The sequence below is a fragment of the Streptococcus pluranimalium genome (assembly GCF_002953735.1).
Classification (GTDB): Bacteria; Bacillota; Bacilli; order Lactobacillales; family Streptococcaceae; genus Streptococcus; species Streptococcus pluranimalium.
This window is the reverse complement of record NZ_CP025536.1, coordinates 1641421-1658292: the sequence shown is the minus strand read 5'-3', so window position 1 is coordinate 1658292 and position 16872 is coordinate 1641421. Positions and strand designations below refer to the sequence as shown.

Annotated in this window: 16 protein-coding genes and 2 pseudogenes; 16 read left to right on the top strand and 2 right to left on the bottom strand. The window is 37.8% G+C overall.

What is annotated here, in order from left to right; all coding sequences use genetic code 11:
• The 10 genes from C0J00_RS08425 to nusB all read left to right on the top strand — a co-directional run bounded on the left by C0J00_RS08425 (position 1) and on the right by nusB (position 6165).
• Positions 1-585: a hypothetical protein gene (locus C0J00_RS08425; protein ID WP_104968871.1), complete on the top strand. Its 585-nt coding sequence runs from the start codon at positions 1-3 to the stop codon at positions 583-585.
• Between the two features lie 142 nt (positions 586-727).
• On the top strand, positions 728-1546 hold the full coding sequence (locus tag C0J00_RS08420) for a ParA family protein (RefSeq protein ID WP_104968441.1): 819 nt from the start codon (positions 728-730) through the stop codon (positions 1544-1546).
• Entirely contained in the window at positions 1546-1815 is a 270-nt protein-coding gene (locus tag C0J00_RS08415) for a hypothetical protein (RefSeq protein WP_000184016.1), read from the top strand. Before C0J00_RS08420 ends, C0J00_RS08415 begins: the two co-directional genes overlap by 1 nt.
• Before the next feature lie 19 nt (positions 1816-1834).
• The gene (locus tag C0J00_RS08410) at positions 1835-2218 is read left to right on the top strand and encodes a replication initiator protein A (protein ID WP_104968440.1); all 384 of its coding nucleotides are present in this window, start codon (positions 1835-1837) and stop codon (positions 2216-2218) included.
• Positions 2219-2221: 3 nt separating this feature from the next.
• The gene (locus C0J00_RS08405; RefSeq protein WP_104968439.1) at positions 2222-2581 is read left to right on the top strand and encodes a hypothetical protein; all 360 of its coding nucleotides are present in this window, start codon (positions 2222-2224) and stop codon (positions 2579-2581) included.
• Positions 2565-2834 (top strand): hypothetical protein, encoded by a 270-nt coding sequence (locus C0J00_RS08400; protein WP_104968438.1) that lies wholly within the window; start codon positions 2565-2567, stop codon positions 2832-2834. The genes C0J00_RS08405 and C0J00_RS08400 overlap by 17 nt, the downstream gene beginning before the upstream one ends.
• A gap of 124 nt (positions 2835-2958) precedes the next feature.
• Positions 2959-4293 carry an ISLre2 family transposase gene (locus C0J00_RS08395; protein WP_104968437.1) on the top strand — a complete coding sequence of 445 codons (1335 nt, stop codon included), beginning with the start codon at positions 2959-2961 and terminating at the stop codon, positions 4291-4293.
• 414 nt (positions 4294-4707) lie between these two features.
• Positions 4708-5268: an elongation factor P gene (gene efp / locus C0J00_RS08390; RefSeq protein WP_018379861.1), complete on the top strand. Its 561-nt coding sequence runs from the start codon at positions 4708-4710 to the stop codon at positions 5266-5268.
• 80 nt (positions 5269-5348) lie between these two features.
• Positions 5349-5744 (top strand): Asp23/Gls24 family envelope stress response protein, encoded by a 396-nt coding sequence (locus tag C0J00_RS08385; protein ID WP_104968436.1) that lies wholly within the window; start codon positions 5349-5351, stop codon positions 5742-5744.
• The gene (nusB, locus tag C0J00_RS08380; protein WP_104968435.1) at positions 5731-6165 is read left to right on the top strand and encodes a transcription antitermination factor NusB; all 435 of its coding nucleotides are present in this window, start codon (positions 5731-5733) and stop codon (positions 6163-6165) included. Before C0J00_RS08385 ends, nusB begins: the two co-directional genes overlap by 14 nt.
• A gap of 435 nt (positions 6166-6600) precedes the next feature.
• On the opposite strand, the gene C0J00_RS08375 is transcribed toward nusB, so the two are convergent.
• Positions 6601-7566 (bottom strand): LacI family DNA-binding transcriptional regulator, encoded by a 966-nt coding sequence (locus C0J00_RS08375; RefSeq protein ID WP_104968434.1) that lies wholly within the window; start codon positions 7564-7566, stop codon positions 6601-6603.
• A gap of 2 nt (positions 7567-7568) precedes the next feature.
• Positions 7569-9008 carry a sucrose-6-phosphate hydrolase gene (locus tag C0J00_RS08370; RefSeq protein ID WP_104968433.1) on the bottom strand — a complete coding sequence of 480 codons (1440 nt, stop codon included), beginning with the start codon at positions 9006-9008 and terminating at the stop codon, positions 7569-7571.
• A gap of 305 nt (positions 9009-9313) precedes the next feature.
• On the opposite strand from C0J00_RS08370, the pseudogene C0J00_RS08365 reads away from it, so the two are divergent.
• The 6 genes and pseudogenes from C0J00_RS08365 to secA form a co-directional block, all read left to right on the top strand.
• Positions 9314-10691 (top strand): annotated as a pseudogene (locus C0J00_RS08365) (sucrose-specific PTS transporter subunit IIBC); the annotation flags it as partial.
• 101 nt (positions 10692-10792) lie between these two features.
• Positions 10793-11242: pseudogene (locus tag C0J00_RS10725) on the top strand (PTS sugar transporter subunit IIA); the annotation flags it as partial.
• Between the two features lie 134 nt (positions 11243-11376).
• Positions 11377-12279, top strand: coding sequence for a fructokinase ScrK (gene scrK / locus C0J00_RS08360; RefSeq protein WP_104968431.1), 903 nt, complete (start codon positions 11377-11379; stop codon positions 12277-12279).
• 159 nt (positions 12280-12438) lie between these two features.
• Positions 12439-13386: a mannose-6-phosphate isomerase, class I gene (gene manA, locus C0J00_RS08355; RefSeq protein WP_104968430.1), complete on the top strand. Its 948-nt coding sequence runs from the start codon at positions 12439-12441 to the stop codon at positions 13384-13386.
• Between the two features lie 2 nt (positions 13387-13388).
• Positions 13389-13709, top strand: a complete 321-nt coding sequence (locus tag C0J00_RS08350; RefSeq protein WP_104968429.1) for a hypothetical protein — start codon at positions 13389-13391, stop codon at positions 13707-13709.
• Positions 13710-14250: 541 nt separating this feature from the next.
• Entirely contained in the window at positions 14251-16785 is a 2535-nt protein-coding gene (gene secA, locus C0J00_RS08345) for a preprotein translocase subunit SecA (RefSeq protein WP_104968428.1), read from the top strand.
• Positions 16786-16872 lie beyond the last annotated feature (87 nt).

Here is a 16872-nt window from a genome sequence, read left to right as displayed (position 1 = left end):
ATGAAAGACTGGATGAAAGAAAATATGATTTATGTTATTGTAATTGGATTACTTCTCTTTTTCTCAGGAGTGGTTATTTATAGAAATATAACAAGCACTAAAATTCAAGAGCCAAGAAGGGAACAAGCAAACCCTTTAGAGCAAAGCTCCTCTTCAAGAGAAGAACCAGAAACAATAGATGAAAAGAACTACAGAACAGCTAAATTAAAGTTAGAACACCCTTTTACGGAAAGTAGTACGCAGCAGAAGGAACAAGTAGCCAAAGCTTTTGATGTAGCTGTCAATGATATTAAGAAAGTAGGACATTTATCGAAAATTAATGGTACGTTGGAAAATCATCTCTCTATAAGTCAAGATGGCATGGTTAAAACTTTAGCAATGGCCCTTTTGGTTAATAAATATCAATATCAAGTTTCTCGGTTAGAAGTAACGAAATCAGAAAATGATGATGTTGTGCAATTTCTTATCGTGCTAACAAAGGATGGAGAAGATAACTGTTACTTTGTAGGGAACTTCAATACTACTGTTAATCAAATTCAGCTGAACAATTATGTTGGAGGCAATATTGGAGGTACTTTTGGATAGTTAATAGAAAACAGATACACAAAAAGTTATATAACAATTTGTGTATTTTTTATTGACAAAAACTGTCGCAAGATTTAAAATAGATATATACAAAGTTATATAACTAGATAGATAATTAAAAAGTGTTCGAAAGGAGTGTTTTATGAAGATTCAAACAACAAATTTAGATAAAGGCGGCGGTGGAAAAAGTAGTCATACCTATAATGAGGGGGATTGGTTATCACGTATCAAAAATAAGCGCGTTTTGTTGATTGATGGGGCAAGAGAATGTAATTTAACGCATTCCTTCGATGTAACAAGTGAAAAGACAATTTATGATATCTTCACTACAGGAGAGTATGAGATTTGTCACATTAATGATAATCTTAGTTTGATTCGTGGAGATGAACGGCTAACTGATGAGCAGCTAGACTTATCAAGTCGAAATAATAAATATCTTCAGCTATTTATGTGGTTCAGTGAACATTATGATGAACTGTCTGAACAATTTGATATTATATTGATTGATACGCATAATGATGAAAGTCTTGTTACAGCCAATTTTATTGCTGTTTCTGATATTGTCCTGGGAGTGACAGATGCGTCTACAAATGGTTTTCGTGCTTGGCTTGCACTTAAAAAGTTTGTCGATTTTATTAAAAGTGAAGCAGTTGAAGTGATTAGCAAAAAAAGCTATGTTAAAGCAGAAGCCTATCTTATTGGAAACAAAATTGAATATTACGGAATTAATGTGACCGAGACTTGCAAACAGTTCTTGGATGTTGTTCAAGAAGATGAGGCTTACTTGGGATCTATTCAAAAGAAAGAACTAGTTGCTAAGAGTTTGGTGATTAACCAAAGTGTCTTTGAGCAACGTGACTACATGACAGAAAGACAAAAACAAGATCATCAGAAGTTTTATGATAATATAGAGTATGTCTATCAAAATATCTTAAAAGTCCTGGAAGGAGAGGATGACTAATGACAAATAATCGCTTTGCCCAATTAAAAGAAACTTTTGACAAGGAGCCATCTAAAAAACGAGTTCAAAAACCTCGTAAAGTGTCGGCTCAAAAGTCACCCGATAGTTACAATAAAAAAGGGCGCTATCCTTTTTCTCTACACCACGATGTGCGCTACGATAAACTAGAAGAGCTCGTCAATTTTTACGGTTCTAAATCTGCATCTGACTATCTGGAAAAGTTAATTATCCAGGAATGGGAGAAGATGCAACGAAAACTTAAAAATTAATAAAATAAGGATTATCATCATGGCATATTTATCAACATTATCTGACTTAGACCCACAACTAATTAATTTAGATTCTGAACAAGTATATGTCCCTAAAGTTCTCTTTGAAAATGAGGATTTTAAGGGTTTAAACCATAAGGGAATTTTGGTGTACTCTTTTCTTTTAAATCGACTAAGAGAACCGTTTGATTTTATCCAAAAAGGATATGATGAAAATGGGAATACCTATGTCAATTTTAAAGTTGAAGATTTGTGTGAACTTCTGAATCAGAGTAAGCAAACCATCATTTCTTTAAAGAAGCAGTTATGTCACTACGGACTGATAGAAGAAGTCAAAGCAGGTAATGGACAGCCTAATCGTATCTATTTGACTGATAAATTAGCTCATTATATTTGGGGGTAAACGATGGTTATTTTTGTTTCAATCAAAAAACTTATTCAGACTTTTTGGTGGTTGATAGCAGCAATAGCTCTTTATATCTTCTATCAGACAATCGGATTGAACATGTTTTTCTTGTTAGTTATTGGATTACTAGCGTTAAAATTTGTTCCTGTATTGTTTCTACCAGTTCTTTTGATTACCCTAGGAGTTCATTTCTCAGGTGGCTTTTCGTTCATTGCTGATTTTTTGGAAGCAGGAATCGTTATGATTATAGGAGTTCCTTTTGTCTTTATAACGTGGATGTTTATTGATGAACAGATAAAAGCCTTTAAAGAGGCTAAAAAGCTAACAACTAGGGAACTTGTTTATGGAAAAAGGAAATAACATTTCAGAATTATTTTATGGTTCTCATCCTGTTCTACGGCTCTGTACTGATGAGGTAAATAGCTATCGTGTTAAAGCTGAGGAAAGGGGAGCCTGTGATAGCATGGAGGAAATTAGTAAATTTCTTCATTCGATTCATGAAGAATACTATGAAGTAGTTAATGATCAACCGTATGAATATCATGGTATTAGATTTCCCCCTGGGGAAGTTTATTACAAATCGAAAATCTTAGAATTACTGAATAATAATTAAACGTAGAAGTCCTTCCATCATCTCATTGGAAGGGCTTTTTGTAATTCAGAATTAAAATAAATTTGAAAAGAAGCCAATGAATCTTTAAAATAGTTATCGTTATTTTAAAAAAAGGAGAGGGGCAATGGCAGCCTTTGATGAACGACAGCTAAAAGAACAACTTATTGCTCAAAATGCATCTGATTTTTATGATTTTATTAGTAAATATGATGAAGAAATGGTTCCCATTATGAAGGCTAGAAGATATACTTGCATTCATTCTATGGAGCGAACAGTAGCTTTTACGTTTGGAGAATTCACCTACCGCCGTCGCCGATGGAAAAAAGGAGATAAGTGGGTAGTTCCAGTCGATGAAAAGTTAGGGCTCAAAAAGAATGTAAGATTCTCTTGGGAATTTATGTATCAAATTGCTAGACTATCATCAATGATGCCTTATGAGAAAGTCATCCAGGTTATTCAGATGACCTATTATATTACTATTACGAAACCTACCGTAGTTCAAGCTGTTAAGCTTTGTGATCGTTTACTGGAGGAACGAGACGCTTATCGATTCTATGAGAATGGCGACTATCAAGAAAGAGTTAAAATAGATATTATCTATATTGAAGGCGATGGAGTGATGGTAAAAGCCCGTGACACTGATACAGATAATAAGAACTACGACTTGTCTCATTTTGTCGTACATACAGGCAGTCATAAGGTTGGAAGTAATCGATTTGAATTGAAAGATAAGAAAGAGTTTGTTGGATTGGATAATCGTTTAGTTAGAGATCAAGTGTTAGATTATCTTTATAATAATTATGATATAACTGAAAATACAATACTTATTACTAATTCAGATGGAGGTCATGGATACACTCCATATGTTTTTAAGGAGATGGCTAAGGCTTTGAGAGTCAAACGTCACGAACATTTTTGGGATGAGTATCATATTAATCAAAATATAAAAACTTTCTTTAAATCTTATTCAGATGAACTGAGAGATGGTGCTTTTCAGGCAATCAAAGAACATAATAAAGAAAAGTTACGTACTGTTTTAGATACGACAGAATCATTGATATTAACTGAAGAGGAGATGGCGGAGTTTGAAAAAATTAAGCGCAAGCTTCTTAACAATTTTCAATACACTAAACCAGCTGAATTAAGGGGCCTTAGCCATGCAGGAATAGGTATTATGGAGTCTCAGCATCGTAAAATAACGTACAGAATGAAAAAGAGGGGGATGTATTGGACTGTTTGGGGCTCGGAGACAATGAGCCGTATTATTGTTCTTAACTATGAAAATCAACTTAGAGATTTATTTTTTGGCACCTGGAGAGAGGAATATCAAAAAATGATTGAATTAGAGAATGTTTCTGCCGGTTCTATTAAAATCAAGCTTAATCAGATTGAACGAGAATATAAGTTGCATCATTTGAAAAAGCGAGAACGAAAGCAAGGGTTACGATTTAATAAATAGATAAAAAGATAAATAATAAGTTATATAAGAAAAAACCTTTCAAAAGAAAGGCTTTTTGTGCTACTATCCTAAAAAAACACTTGCCTAGTGTGTGTAAGTGTGCTATAATTTAGTTAATTTAATCGAATAAAAAAGACGAAAAGTGCGCTAACACTTTCCGCCTTACCGAGTAAGAACCCAACTTCTTACTCAGTCTCTAATTAATGATACAGGATAATGGTATCACTGTCAAGGACTGAGCAAGAAAATTGTTCAGTTTTTTTCTTTACATATCGGTAATAAGTTCTCTTTATAATATGGAATTGCTCATTCTAAAAAATTCTACCGCATACAAAATCATTTGAGTTTTTACAAAAGCTGGTATTTGTGCTAAAATGAAGTGATAAATAATTTTTACAAAGAGGTATTAATAGAATGATTGAAGCAAGTAAGCTTAGAGCTGGTATGACTTTTGTAACATCTGATGGCAAATTGATCAAAGTTTTGGATGCAAGTCACCACAAACCTGGTAAAGGTAACACAATCATGCGTATGAAATTGCGTGATGTTCGTTCAGGATCAACATTTGATACAACTTACCGTCCGGACGAAAAATTTGAGCAAGCTATCATTGAAACACGTCCTGCTCAATACCTTTACAAAATGGATGATACTGCCTTCTTCATGGATACTGAAAGTTACGACCAATACGAAATTCCAGTAGCAAATGTTGAAAATGAGTTGCTTTATGTTTTAGAAAATGAAGAAGTTAAAATTCAATTCTACGGAACAGAAGTTATCGGTGTAACAGTACCAACTACTGTTGAGTTGACTGTTGTTGAAACACAACCATCTATCAAAGGTGCAACTGTTACTGGTTCAGGTAAACCTGCAACGCTTGAAACAGGTCTTGTGGTTAACGTTCCAGACTTTATCGAAGTTGGTCAAAAACTTGTTGTTAACACTGCTGAAGGTACCTACGTTTCACGTGCCTAAGCCAAGTTAGAAAAGTTGATAGTTGAGGATTTTCAAACCTGAAAAACCTTGCTTTAATGATAGTGACGAAAGGAAAAGCTATGATTACTGAAAATATTGGTGAAATTGTTATTTCACCACGCGTATTGGAAGTTATTACTGGGATTGCTGCAACTAAGGTTGATGGTGTTCACTCATTGCACAACAAAAAAGCAGCTGATACGCTAAGTAAAGCGAGTCTTGGTCGTGGTGTTTACTTGAAGAATGACGAGAGCGGTGATGTTGTTGCTGATATCTATGTTTATCTTCAATATGGTGTCAATGTGCCAGCTGTTTCTATTGCCGTACAAAAAGCTGTTAAAACAGCGGTTTATGATATGGCTGAAGTAACAGTTGCCCAAGTAAATGTTCATGTAGTTGGAATTGTCCCTGAAAAGACACCAAAACCTGATTTGAACAGTCTTTTCAGCGAGGATTTTTTGAATGAGCAAAACTAGTAGTTTTACTGGCTCAAGACGTGACCTCCGCGAGCGTGCTTTTCAAGCCCTTTTTAGCATGGAGTTTGGTGGTGGCTTTTTACAAGCCTCTGAATCTGCCTATTTGCATGATAAAGAGGTAGACAGTGATGGAACACTTGAAGTGCCAGCTTTCTTATTGAATCTGGTAAATGGTGTTGTAGACCACAAAGATGAGTTAGACGCCTTGATTTCAGAAAAGTTACGTAAGGGTTGGTCACTTGAACGCCTAACTTTAACGGACAAGACCATGCTTCGTCTTGGCTTGTATGAGATCAAGTACTTTGATGAAACACCCGATCGTGTTGCTTTAAACGAAATCATTGAGATTGCTAAGAAGTACTCAGACGAAACATCAGCTAAATTTATCAATGGCGTATTGAGCCAGTTTGTAAATGATTGATGCATTACGTTCTGAATGGTTTCTTGTCTAAGGATTTGCCAGTTATATGTAAATGATTTTCCGACTCTTTATTAGAGTCGTTTTTTTTGATTATTCCTAAAATAAGGGTACAAATAGAGATTAGTAGTAGTTAGGTAAAAATAACTCCTTTTTAAAAAAGAATTAGTCTAGAGAGTATGGAAGAAGTATATTTGACAAGATTATTTTCAAGCTTTTGCTACTCTAGAAAATTCTAGCTACTAAATTTTGACAATACAGTCGTTAGCTTAAGGCTTGTTATCTTGGCTTATCGTTGAAGAAGATTAGAAAAAGCCTTAAACATATAAAATAGCTTAGAATAAGGCCTTCAAAAAACCTATTCTAAGCTGTTTTGTATTGTTCAATTTTTATTAGAAGTTTTAACGTTTTAGTTTTACTTAGCTTCTCTGCTATTTATTAGATGGTATTTCCACTTGAATAACTTATTGGCAAGATATAGTCTCGGCTAGTCTCTTCTTTAGCTATTTTTTTGATTAAAACATCGACAATGAGACTGGATAGATCTTCGATAGGTTGCTTAATAGTTGTTAGCTGTGGATAGTACTGTTCGATAAAATCGGTCCCATCATATCCAACAAGTTTTAAGTTTTCAGGGATTTGTTTTCCCATTTGTTGGGCAACCTTAATCACTTGGATAGCTGTTAAATCATCTGAAGTAAAGATTCCATCTGGCTTTTCTTTAGCGATGATGGAGCGAATCTCCATTTCTCTTCTCAAAGTAGACAGTTCACGTGGGATACGACAAACAGGCGTTTCTTTTCCAAGTTCATAGGTGAAGCCTAGTTGGCGTAATCCGGTTGGTGAATTAGAGTTATCGTTACCTGTAATCATGATGGGATGTTTGCAGCCTGCCTTTTTAAGCAGTTGTGCCGCTAATTTTCCACCTTCAAAATTATCAGAAGAGACAATGGGGATATGAGGAGCTAGATTGCGATCGAAAGCAACGATTGGAGCTTCAACTTTTTCATAGTCCTCAATACCGAGATTGTGGCTCGATGAGATAATCCCATCAACTTGATTAGCTGCTAGCATTTCCAAGTATTCTTTTTCTTTGACGGGATTGTGTTGGCTATTACAAATGATTGTTTTATAGCCCTTTTCAAAGAGTTGGATTTCTAAATGCTCTATAAGTTGTGCAAAGAAGATATTGGAAATATTAGGGAAAATCAAACCTACTAATTGGGGCGATTTCCCTTGTAAACTACGGGCTAGATTATTTGGTTTATAGCCTAGTTCTCGCATGGCTTGATGGACATTGTCGATGGTTTTCTGAGAAAGATAGCCTTTTTTATTAATCACACGAGACACTGTCGTTGGGCTAACGCCGGCTAACTGCGCAACGTCTGTGAGTTTTGCAACCATAATTAAACGCCTAAATCAAAGTAGCTTCCGCTAATTTGTCCTTCCTGAATGTGAATACCAGTTTGGTCTTGATTTGGGAAGACACGACCAGTAAAGACTTTTTCACCATCATTAACAAAAATCTCAAAGATTGATTTATCTACAAAGATATTGAGTTTCGTTTCAGATGGGTCGATATCACATTGGCGTGTACGACCGAAGTCAATAGCGTATTGTTGACCAGCAGAGGAACGATCGACAAGCAATTGTCCTTCTTTAGTGTTAATAGTGATTTTTAGTCCGTTAGATTCTTGGTCTGCGAAGAGGATAAGTTCAGTCTTAGAATCGGAAGGCACAGTCACTTCCAATTCATAAGTGTTGTTAGTGCTGTCAAGATTTGCTAAAGGTTTTGCTTCTGAGCGCAACTCTTTCATGGCAGGCACAGGGTATTGGTAAAGCTTGCCATCTTTGATGGTTAATTCCTTAACTAAGCTCATAGCTCCCTGATAATCGTATTGATCAGTCGGATAGTCTATGTCTGGTAATCCAATCCAGCTGACGATGTAAACTTTGCCGTCAGGGGCGTTGAACCCTTGCGTGGCATAGGCTTCAAATCCATAGTCGAGATTATAAATTGGAGAGGCACCTACAAGTTCAGTGTTTTCTGTGTCAAACGATTGACAGATTTTATAAGTATTGGGATAGATGTTGTCATAGTCAAGTTCAGATTTGTCTAAACCTTGAGGGCTGTATAAAAGGACTGGCTTGTTATCAACAAAGACAAGGTTTGGACACTCAATCATGTATTCTGAACCAGTACCGCCGAATTCGAGATTGCCAACAAACTCCCAGTTAGTAACATCGTTGTTAGTAGCTTTATATAATTTGATGAAGCCTTTTTTATCAAGGTTTTGAGCGCCGACAATAGCATAAAATTGACCTTGGTAGTCAAAGATTTGAGGGTCCCGGAAGTGTTCTGTGACATCTTGAGGTTGTTGGATCAGGACTTTTTCGAATTTTTCGATATGCCCCTCTTTATCCATCCAGGCACCTACTTGTAGAGGATCACGAACCCAATCCTCATCACGGACATTACCAGTATAGAAAAGGAAGAGTTTGCTATCGATCTCATAAGCAGAACCTGAATAGGCACCATGGCTATCATGAGCGTGATCAGGTTCTAAAGTGATTCCAGTTTCTTTAAAATGGACAAGATCACTGGACTCTGTATGAACCCATTGTTTTAAACCATGGGCAGCACCAAATGGCCAGTTTTGATAGAAGAGTTGGAACTTGCCATTGAAGTAAGAAAAACCATTTGGATCATTCAGAAGCCCAGTTTTAGGTTCTAAGTGGTAGCTGGCAAGCCATGGAGATTTGGCTTTGTTTTCAATAATCTTATGTTTTTCGTTTTCTGTCCAATCTTCATAACGACGATAGCGGATTTCTGTAGGTAAATTCATAAGTAAGATATATAAGAGCTAAGCAGTGGTACTAGTAGCTCTGTGTTCGATTGACGGTTGTCGAACGGAACACATCCTTTCTTTATTTATTAGTCATAGACAGTTACAACGATTTGTTTTGACTGTCATATTATGTCAATTATATAGTAAACGTTTTCGCATTAAAAATCAACGTTTTACTGCTAAAAATAACATTTTCTGCAAAACGCTTGACATATTTTAAAAACGTGCTAGAATGATAGTGTGATGTGAAACGCTTTCACTAAACTTAATAGAAAATTATAATAAAAGGAGTCTTTTTGCAAATGGATAACAAGCAAATTGCAGAAGAAGTCATCGTTGCCCTTGGTGGTCGCGATAACGTTAAAAGTGTAGCCCACTGTGCAACACGTCTTCGTGTGATGGTTAACGATGAGTCAAAAATCGATAAAGCCAAAACAGAAGAAATTGAGAAAGTACAAGGAGCTTTCTTTAACTCAGGCCAATATCAAATCATTTTTGGTACAGGTACTGTTAATAAAATCTATGATGAAGTTGTTGCTTTAGGTCTTCCAACATCATCTACCGGTGAGCAAAAAGAAGAAGCTGCCAAACAAGGTAATGCTTTCCAACGTGCCATCCGTACGTTTGGTGATGTCTTTGTACCATTGCTTCCAGCGATTGTAGCGACTGGTCTGTTCATGGGTATCCGTGGTGCTATCAATAACGATACTATCTTGGGTATGTTTGGAACAACTTCAGAAGCCTTTTCATCAACAAACTTCTACACTTATACAGTTGTTTTAACAGATACAGCCTTTGCTTTCTTCCCAGCCTTGATTTCATGGTCAGCCTTCCGTGTGTTTGGTGGTAATCCAGTTATCGGTTTGGTCTTGGGACTTATGATGGTAAACTCAGCTCTTCCAAATGCTTGGGATGTTGCTTCTAGAGCAGCAAAACCAATTGAGTTCTTTGGATTTATCCCAGTTGTTGGTTACCAAAACTCAGTTCTCCCAGCCTTCTTCGTAGGTCTGTTGGGTGCTAAACTTGAGAAGAAACTTCACAAGATCATTCCTGATGTTTTAGATCTTCTTGTCGTACCATTCTTGACATTTACGATAATGTCAATCTTGGCACTTTTTGTGATTGGACCAGTCTTCCACGTGGTTGAAGAATACGTCCTCGCAGCAACAGAATTCTTATTAGCCTTGCCGTTTGGACTCTCTGGTTTGATTATTGGTGGCTTGCATCAAGTTGTCGTTGTGACTGGTGTACACCATATCTTTAATCTACTTGAGGCACAGTTGATCGCAGCAGATGGTAAAGATGCCTTTAATGCACTGATTACAGCAGCCATGACAGCACAAGCTGGTGCAACGCTTGCCGTTGGTGTCAAAACGAAAAATAAAAAATTGAAAGCTCTTGCTTTCCCTGCAGCACTTTCAGCTGGTCTTGGGATTACTGAACCTGCTATCTTTGGTGTCAACTTACGTTTTGGTAAGCCATTTATCATGGGTCTTATCGCAGGTGCAGCTGGTGGTTGGTTAGCATCAATCTTTAAACTTGCTGGTACTGGTTTTGGTATCACTATCATTCCGGGTACTCTTCTTTACCTCAATGGTCAAGTATTGAAATACATCATCATGGTGCTTGCAACGACAGCTCTTGCTTTTGTTCTAACTTATTTCTTTGGTTACAAAGACGAAGAGCCTGTTGCTCAAAATGCAGCTTCAAATACAGCACCATCTGAAAACCTCAAAACACAACCAAAAGTATCTGCGGCTCCAGCTCCAGCTGTTGCTAAGGAAGAAACGATTGTGTCACCGCTTAATGGTGAGGTTGTCGCATTGACTTCTGTTAACGATCCTGTCTTCGCGTCAGAGGCGATGGGTAAAGGGATTGCCATCAAGCCAACTGATAATACAGTTTACTCTCCAGTAGATGGTACCGTTCAAATCGCTTTTGAAACTGGTCATGCTTACGGGATTAAATCTAATGATGGTGCAGAAATTCTTATCCACATCGGTATTGATACTGTTTCAATGGATGGTAAAGGGTTTGACCAAAAAGTTAAAGCTAACCAAACAGTTAAGAAGGGCGATGTTCTTGGGACATTCAATCTTGACGATATTGCGGCAGCAGGTCTTGACAGCACAACAATGATTATTGTGACAAATACAGCCGATTACGCTGAAGTTAACCCAGTAGCATCAGGAACAGTTGCTGAGGGCGACAAGCTAGTTGCTGTCAAATAATCCTAAACCTTTGAGAAGATACTCTAGTCCTAGATTAGGGTATTTTCTTGTTTGAGGATATTAAGGCGTATCTTGCTAGAAATAGCAGATTCGCTTATAATGACATTAGAAAATGAGTGATAAGAGGAGATATTATGCCTAAATTATATGGAAGCTTGGAAGCTGGTGGTACGAAGTTTGTGTGTGCTATCGGTGATGAGAATTTCCAAGTTGTCGAAAAAACACAATTTCCAACGACGACACCTTATGAAACCATTGAGCGTACAGTAGAATTCTTCAAACGTTATGAAGATGATTTGCAAGGTGTTGCTATCGGCTCTTTTGGTCCGATTGATATTGATCTCAATTCAGATACTTATGGATACATTACAACAACACCTAAAGAGCATTGGTCGAATGTTGATTTGGTTGGACTGATTTCTAAAGAATTTAAAGTACCTTTCTACTTTACGACAGATGTCAATAGCTCAGCCTATGGTGAAGCTATGGTCCGTAAAGGTGTTGACAGCTTGGTTTACTACACTATTGGTACTGGTATTGGAGCTGGTGCGATTCAACGTGGCGAATTTGTTGGGGGTGTCGGTCATACGGAAGCAGGACATGTCTATGTACCACGTCATCCACGCGACTATGCTAATGAATTTCAAGGCACTTGTCCCTTCCATAATGGCTGTTTGGAAGGATTGGCTGCAGGTCCATCACTCGAAGCGCGTACAGGTATTCGTGGTGAATTGATTGAACAAAACTCAGAAGTTTGGGATATTCAAGCTTATTACATTGCACAGGCTGCTGTTCAAGCGACGGTTCTTTATCGTCCACAAGTCATTGTTTTTGGTGGTGGCGTTATGGCTCAAGATCATATGTTGCGTCGTGTGCGTGAGAAATTCACCGTTTTGCTCAACGGCTATCTACCAGTTCCTGATGTGTCTGAATACATCGTAACACCTGCTGTCGCAGAAAATGGATCAGCAACCTTAGGTAATTTTGCACTTGCGAAAGATGTCGCAGAGCGTAAGACTAGCTATAGTGTATCTTAGATGAAATCTGGTTTCGGCCAGATTTTTTTGATGTGGAATGGTAAGGCTTGGGCAGAGATTTTATGAAAGCAGCGGACTTTATCTTGAATCGTTATTGAAAAAGGGGTATAATGACCCTGATTTATGTCTAGTAATAACTAATAGTGAAAGGGAAATGACATGGCTAAGCCTTTATTTTTAACGCCAGTGATGCAAGAAAAAATCTGGGGAGGTAGTCGCCTTGCCCAAGAATATGGCTATGAGATTCCGTCGGATCATACGGGTGAATGCTGGGCAATTTCTGCGCACCCAAACGGTGTCTCTAGGATAAAAAATGGCCCATTTAAGGGGATGGGCTTAGATGAGCTTTATCGAAAACAACCAGATATTTTTGGAAATCCAAATAGCTCAGTATTTCCATTGTTAACAAAGATTCTTGATGCTAATGATTGGTTGAGTGTACAAGTTCATCCAGATGACAACTACGCCATGATACATGAAGGAGAGTTAGGAAAAACAGAGTGCTGGTATATCCTGTCTGCTGAAGAAGGTGCAGAGATTATTTATGGGCATAATGCTAGCTCCAAGGAAGAATTATCCCAGATGATTAGCTCAGGTGATTGGGAACATCTTCTGTCACGAATTCCGGTTAAGGCGGGCGATTTTTATTATGTACCAAGTGGCACCATGCATGCTATTGGTAAGGGAATTATGATCCTAGAGACTCAGCAGTCTAGTGATACTACCTATCGAGTTTATGATTTTGAACGAAAGGATGACCAAGGCAATCTTCGAGAGCTTCATCTAAAACAATCGGTGGATGTCATGACTATTGGGCAACCGCAAAACACCACTCCTGCTAAGATTGCAGTTGGTGGTCTTACATCAACATTGTTAGTAGCTAATCCCTTTTTTACAGTCTATCATTGGAAAGTGACACAATCTGTTGCAATGCAACAAGTTGCTCCTTATCTGCTGGTGAGTGTTATTGCAGGAGAAGGCCATATTACTGTTGACAATGGGATTTTTTGCATTCGTAAAGGAGATCATTTTATTATCCCTAACCAAGTAAAGTCTTGGCAGTTTGATGGTAAAATGGAGATGGTTGTTAGTCATGTAGGAGGATGAAGATGAACGCTTATCTTGAGAGGTTGCTGCTAGATTTTCCAGCCGAAGCCATTTTTTACGATGGAAAGTATTTTCAGGTAAAGTCCTATGGTGAAGACCTTTATGCTTTAGAGATATCAGAGCCAGGCCCCTGTGGAGATAAGACGCCTCATCCATTGCTGAAATTTACTTATCAAGGTAATAACATAGGCTATCGATACTTTGCGGATTTTGTGGTAAATCCTATAATGACGGTATACGCAACAGAAGAAAATCTTCCTTTTTTTCAAGAAAGCATGCTTAAAATCTTGTCTCGCTTTAAAAATGTGTTTCCAGAGAAATGACAAGTAGTTTATGGCAATAATAACATTTAAATAATATAAAAGAGAGTTTAGCATTTGTGTTCTGAATGCTGGACTCTTTTGCAATTACAATACTTTTAGTGCTATTTCGTTTCTGTGTTACGTAAATATGTTCTACATGTTTTTATTTGAAAAAATATAGAAAAGCGCAAAAGTGATGGTCTAAGCTACTCCGCTTCTATGATGGAAATGAAATTGAGGTATCATGTTGTAGGAGGGGAGATACTAAATTGTTAAGACAGACTGATTATTAATGCCATTCTTGTTAAGAGGTAAGAAGTGTAACAGCTGATATGAGAATTTCAAAAAAGATTATAGGGATATAAGAGTTCTTTAATAGTAAGTACAATGAAAAGTTACTAATGCTTATTAATGTCGTTCAAAAAAAGGAATGGGTGATAAATGCTATGGTGTGACAAGGAGATTCTAGTAGGAGAATATTGCATTTCGAGAGGTTTGTGTCATTGAAATTTTCTATCTATTATGCTAGAATGAGGAGATAAGATTTTCGAAAGGGATAAAGATGGCAAATATAATCCGTGACATCATTGAAAATGATAAAGGTGAATTAAAGAAACTTGATAAATTAGCCAAAAAAGTAGAGAGTTATGCTGATGAAATGGCAGCCTTGGAAGATGCTGCCCTACAAGCCAAGACAGAAGAATTTAAAAAGCGTTATCAAAATGGAGAGACGTTAGATGACCTCCTACCGGAGGCTTTTGCTGTTGTTCGTGAGGGAGCGAAACGAGTATTGGGATTATACCCATACCATGTACAAATTATGGGGGGGATTGTCCTTCATCACGGTGACGTTCCCGAGATGCGTACCGGTGAAGGAAAAACATTAACAGCAACGATGCCTGTTTACCTCAATGCTCTTGCTGGAAAAGGGGTTCATGTTATTACTGTCAATGAATACCTTACGACACGTGATGCAACAGAGATGGGGGAACTGTACAGTTGGTTAGGTCTCTCTGTTGGTATCAACCTTTCAGCGAAGTCATCACTTGAAAAACGTGAAGCATATGCTTGTGATATCACTTACTCAACCAACTCTGAGGTTGGATTTGACTATTTGCGTGATAACATGGTTGTGCGTCAAGAAGACATGGTTCAGCGACCACTTAATTTTGCCTTAGTTGATGAGGTTGACTCTGTACTTATTGATGAAGCAAGAACACCTTTGATTGTGTCTAGCCCAGCAAGTTCAGAAACAAACCAACTTTACTATATGGCCGATCGTTTCGTAAAAACGTTAAAACGTGAAGATTATGCGATTGATGTACCAAGTAAGACCATAGGACTTATGGATTCAGGGATTGATAAGGCGGAGAAATTCTTCAAACTTGAAAATCTGTATGATTTGGAGAATGTTGCGTTAACCCACTTTATTGATAACGCTCTTCGAGCTAACTACATTATGATCTTGGATATCGACTATGTGGTTAGCGAAGATCAAGAAATCTTGATTGTTGACCAATTTACAGGTCGTACAATGGAAGGTCGTCGCTTCTCTGATGGACTTCACCAAGCTATTGAGGCTAAAGAGGGTGTGCCTGTTCAGGATGAGTCAAAAACGTCTGCCTCTATCACCTACCAAAATATGTTCCGTATGTACAAAAAATTGGCAGGTATGACAGGTACTGGTAAAACTGAGGAAGAGGAATTCCGCGAAATTTATAATATGCGCATTATTCCAATTCCAACCAACCGTCCAATTCAGCGAATTGATAATGCCGATCTTCTTTACCCTACCTTAGACTCTAAGTTCCGCGCAGTTATCGCAGACATAAAAGAGCGTCATGCGAAAGGACAGCCAGTCTTGGTTGGTACAGTAGCGGTTGAAACCAGTGAATTGATTTCAAAAAACCTTGTTGAAGCAGGTATTCCGCATGAAGTTTTGAATGCAAAAAACCACTTTAAGGAAGCGCAAATCATTATGAATGCTGGTCAACGCGGAGCGGTAACGATTGCAACCAATATGGCTGGACGTGGTACTGACATTAAGTTGGGAGAAGGCGTTCGTGAACTTGGTGGTCTCTGTGTTATTGGTACGGAACGTCATGAAAGTCGCCGTATTGATAACCAGCTTCGTGGACGTTCAGGACGTCAAGGAGATCCAGGCGAGTCACAATTTTACCTATCATTAGAAGATGAACTCCTTCGTCGTTTCGGAACAGATCGGATTAAGGCTTTCTTGGAACGCTTTAATGCTGATCAAGACGAAGATATCGTTATTAAATCACGTGTCTTTACTAGTCAAGTTGAAGCTGCACAAAAACGTGTTGAAGGGAACAACTACGATACTCGTAAGCAAGTTCTTCAGTATGATGATGTTATGCGTGAGCAACGTGAAATTATCTATGCTAATCGTTATGATGTTATCACGGCTACACGTGATCTCGGTCCAGAGATTAAGGCCATGATTAAACGTACGATTGATCGTGCTGTTGATGGGCATAGCCGTATGCCTAAAAATGAAGCTTATGAAGCTATTTTGACCTTTGCTCAAAATAATATTTTACCTGAAGAGTCAATTAGTTTATCAGACTTGCAAGGTGAGAAATTTAGCACCATCAAAGAAAACCTTTACGATCATGCGCTTCGTATTTATGATCAACAAATTGCCAAATTGCCAGATGAACAAGCGATCATCGAATTCCAAAAAGTCTTGATTTTAATGGTGGTTGATAATAAATGGACAGACCATATTGATGCCTTAGATCAGTTGCGTAACTCAGTGGGACTTCGCGGTTATGCTCAGAATAATCCTATTGTTGAATATCAGACAGAAGGTTTCCGTATGTTCAACGATATGGTAGGTGCTATTGAATTTGACGTCACAAGAACCATGATGAAAGCGCAAATTCATGAACAAGAACGTGAGCAAGCTCACGATCATGCGACAACAACTGCTGTTAAGAATATTGCTGCTAAGCAAGGCGTTGACATGTCTCAAATGCAGGCAATTGACTTTAATGATGTTGGCCGAAACGAGTTTTGCCCATGTGATTCAGGTAAGAAATTTAAGAATTGTCACGGGCGTTCACAATTTTAGATTTTTCTTAAGTTAATCGTAAAACAATGTGGAGTAAGGATTTGACAGTGTGCTGCCAGATGCTTACTCTCTTTTTAGGAAAGAGCT

Excerpts from the sequence above, each read along its gene's own strand:
- C0J00_RS08415 (WP_000184016.1), top strand. The coding sequence starts at position 1,546 with ATGACAAATAATCGCTTTGCCCAATTAAAAGAAACTTTTGACAAGGAG.
- C0J00_RS08425 (WP_104968871.1), top strand. The coding sequence starts at position 1 with ATGAAAGACTGGATGAAAGAAAATATGATTTATGTTATTGTAATTGGA.
- manA (WP_104968430.1), top strand. The coding sequence starts at position 12,439 with ATGGCTAAGCCTTTATTTTTAACGCCAGTGATGCAAGAAAAAATCTGG.
- C0J00_RS08350 (WP_104968429.1), top strand. The coding sequence starts at position 13,389 with ATGAACGCTTATCTTGAGAGGTTGCTGCTAGATTTTCCAGCCGAAGCC.
- C0J00_RS08410 (WP_104968440.1), top strand. The coding sequence starts at position 1,835 with ATGGCATATTTATCAACATTATCTGACTTAGACCCACAACTAATTAAT.
- scrK (WP_104968431.1), top strand. The coding sequence starts at position 11,377 with ATGCCTAAATTATATGGAAGCTTGGAAGCTGGTGGTACGAAGTTTGTG.
- secA (WP_104968428.1), top strand. The coding sequence starts at position 14,251 with ATGGCAAATATAATCCGTGACATCATTGAAAATGATAAAGGTGAATTA.
- C0J00_RS08375 (WP_104968434.1), bottom strand. The coding sequence starts at position 7,566 with ATGGTTGCAAAACTCACAGACGTTGCGCAGTTAGCCGGCGTTAGCCCA.
- C0J00_RS08385 (WP_104968436.1), top strand. The coding sequence starts at position 5,349 with ATGATTACTGAAAATATTGGTGAAATTGTTATTTCACCACGCGTATTG.
- C0J00_RS08400 (WP_104968438.1), top strand. The coding sequence starts at position 2,565 with ATGGAAAAAGGAAATAACATTTCAGAATTATTTTATGGTTCTCATCCT.
- C0J00_RS08370 (WP_104968433.1), bottom strand. The coding sequence starts at position 9,008 with ATGAATTTACCTACAGAAATCCGCTATCGTCGTTATGAAGATTGGACA.
- efp (WP_018379861.1), top strand. The coding sequence starts at position 4,708 with ATGATTGAAGCAAGTAAGCTTAGAGCTGGTATGACTTTTGTAACATCT.
- C0J00_RS08395 (WP_104968437.1), top strand. The coding sequence starts at position 2,959 with ATGGCAGCCTTTGATGAACGACAGCTAAAAGAACAACTTATTGCTCAA.
- C0J00_RS08420 (WP_104968441.1), top strand. The coding sequence starts at position 728 with ATGAAGATTCAAACAACAAATTTAGATAAAGGCGGCGGTGGAAAAAGT.
- C0J00_RS08405 (WP_104968439.1), top strand. The coding sequence starts at position 2,222 with ATGGTTATTTTTGTTTCAATCAAAAAACTTATTCAGACTTTTTGGTGG.
- nusB (WP_104968435.1), top strand. The coding sequence starts at position 5,731 with ATGAGCAAAACTAGTAGTTTTACTGGCTCAAGACGTGACCTCCGCGAG.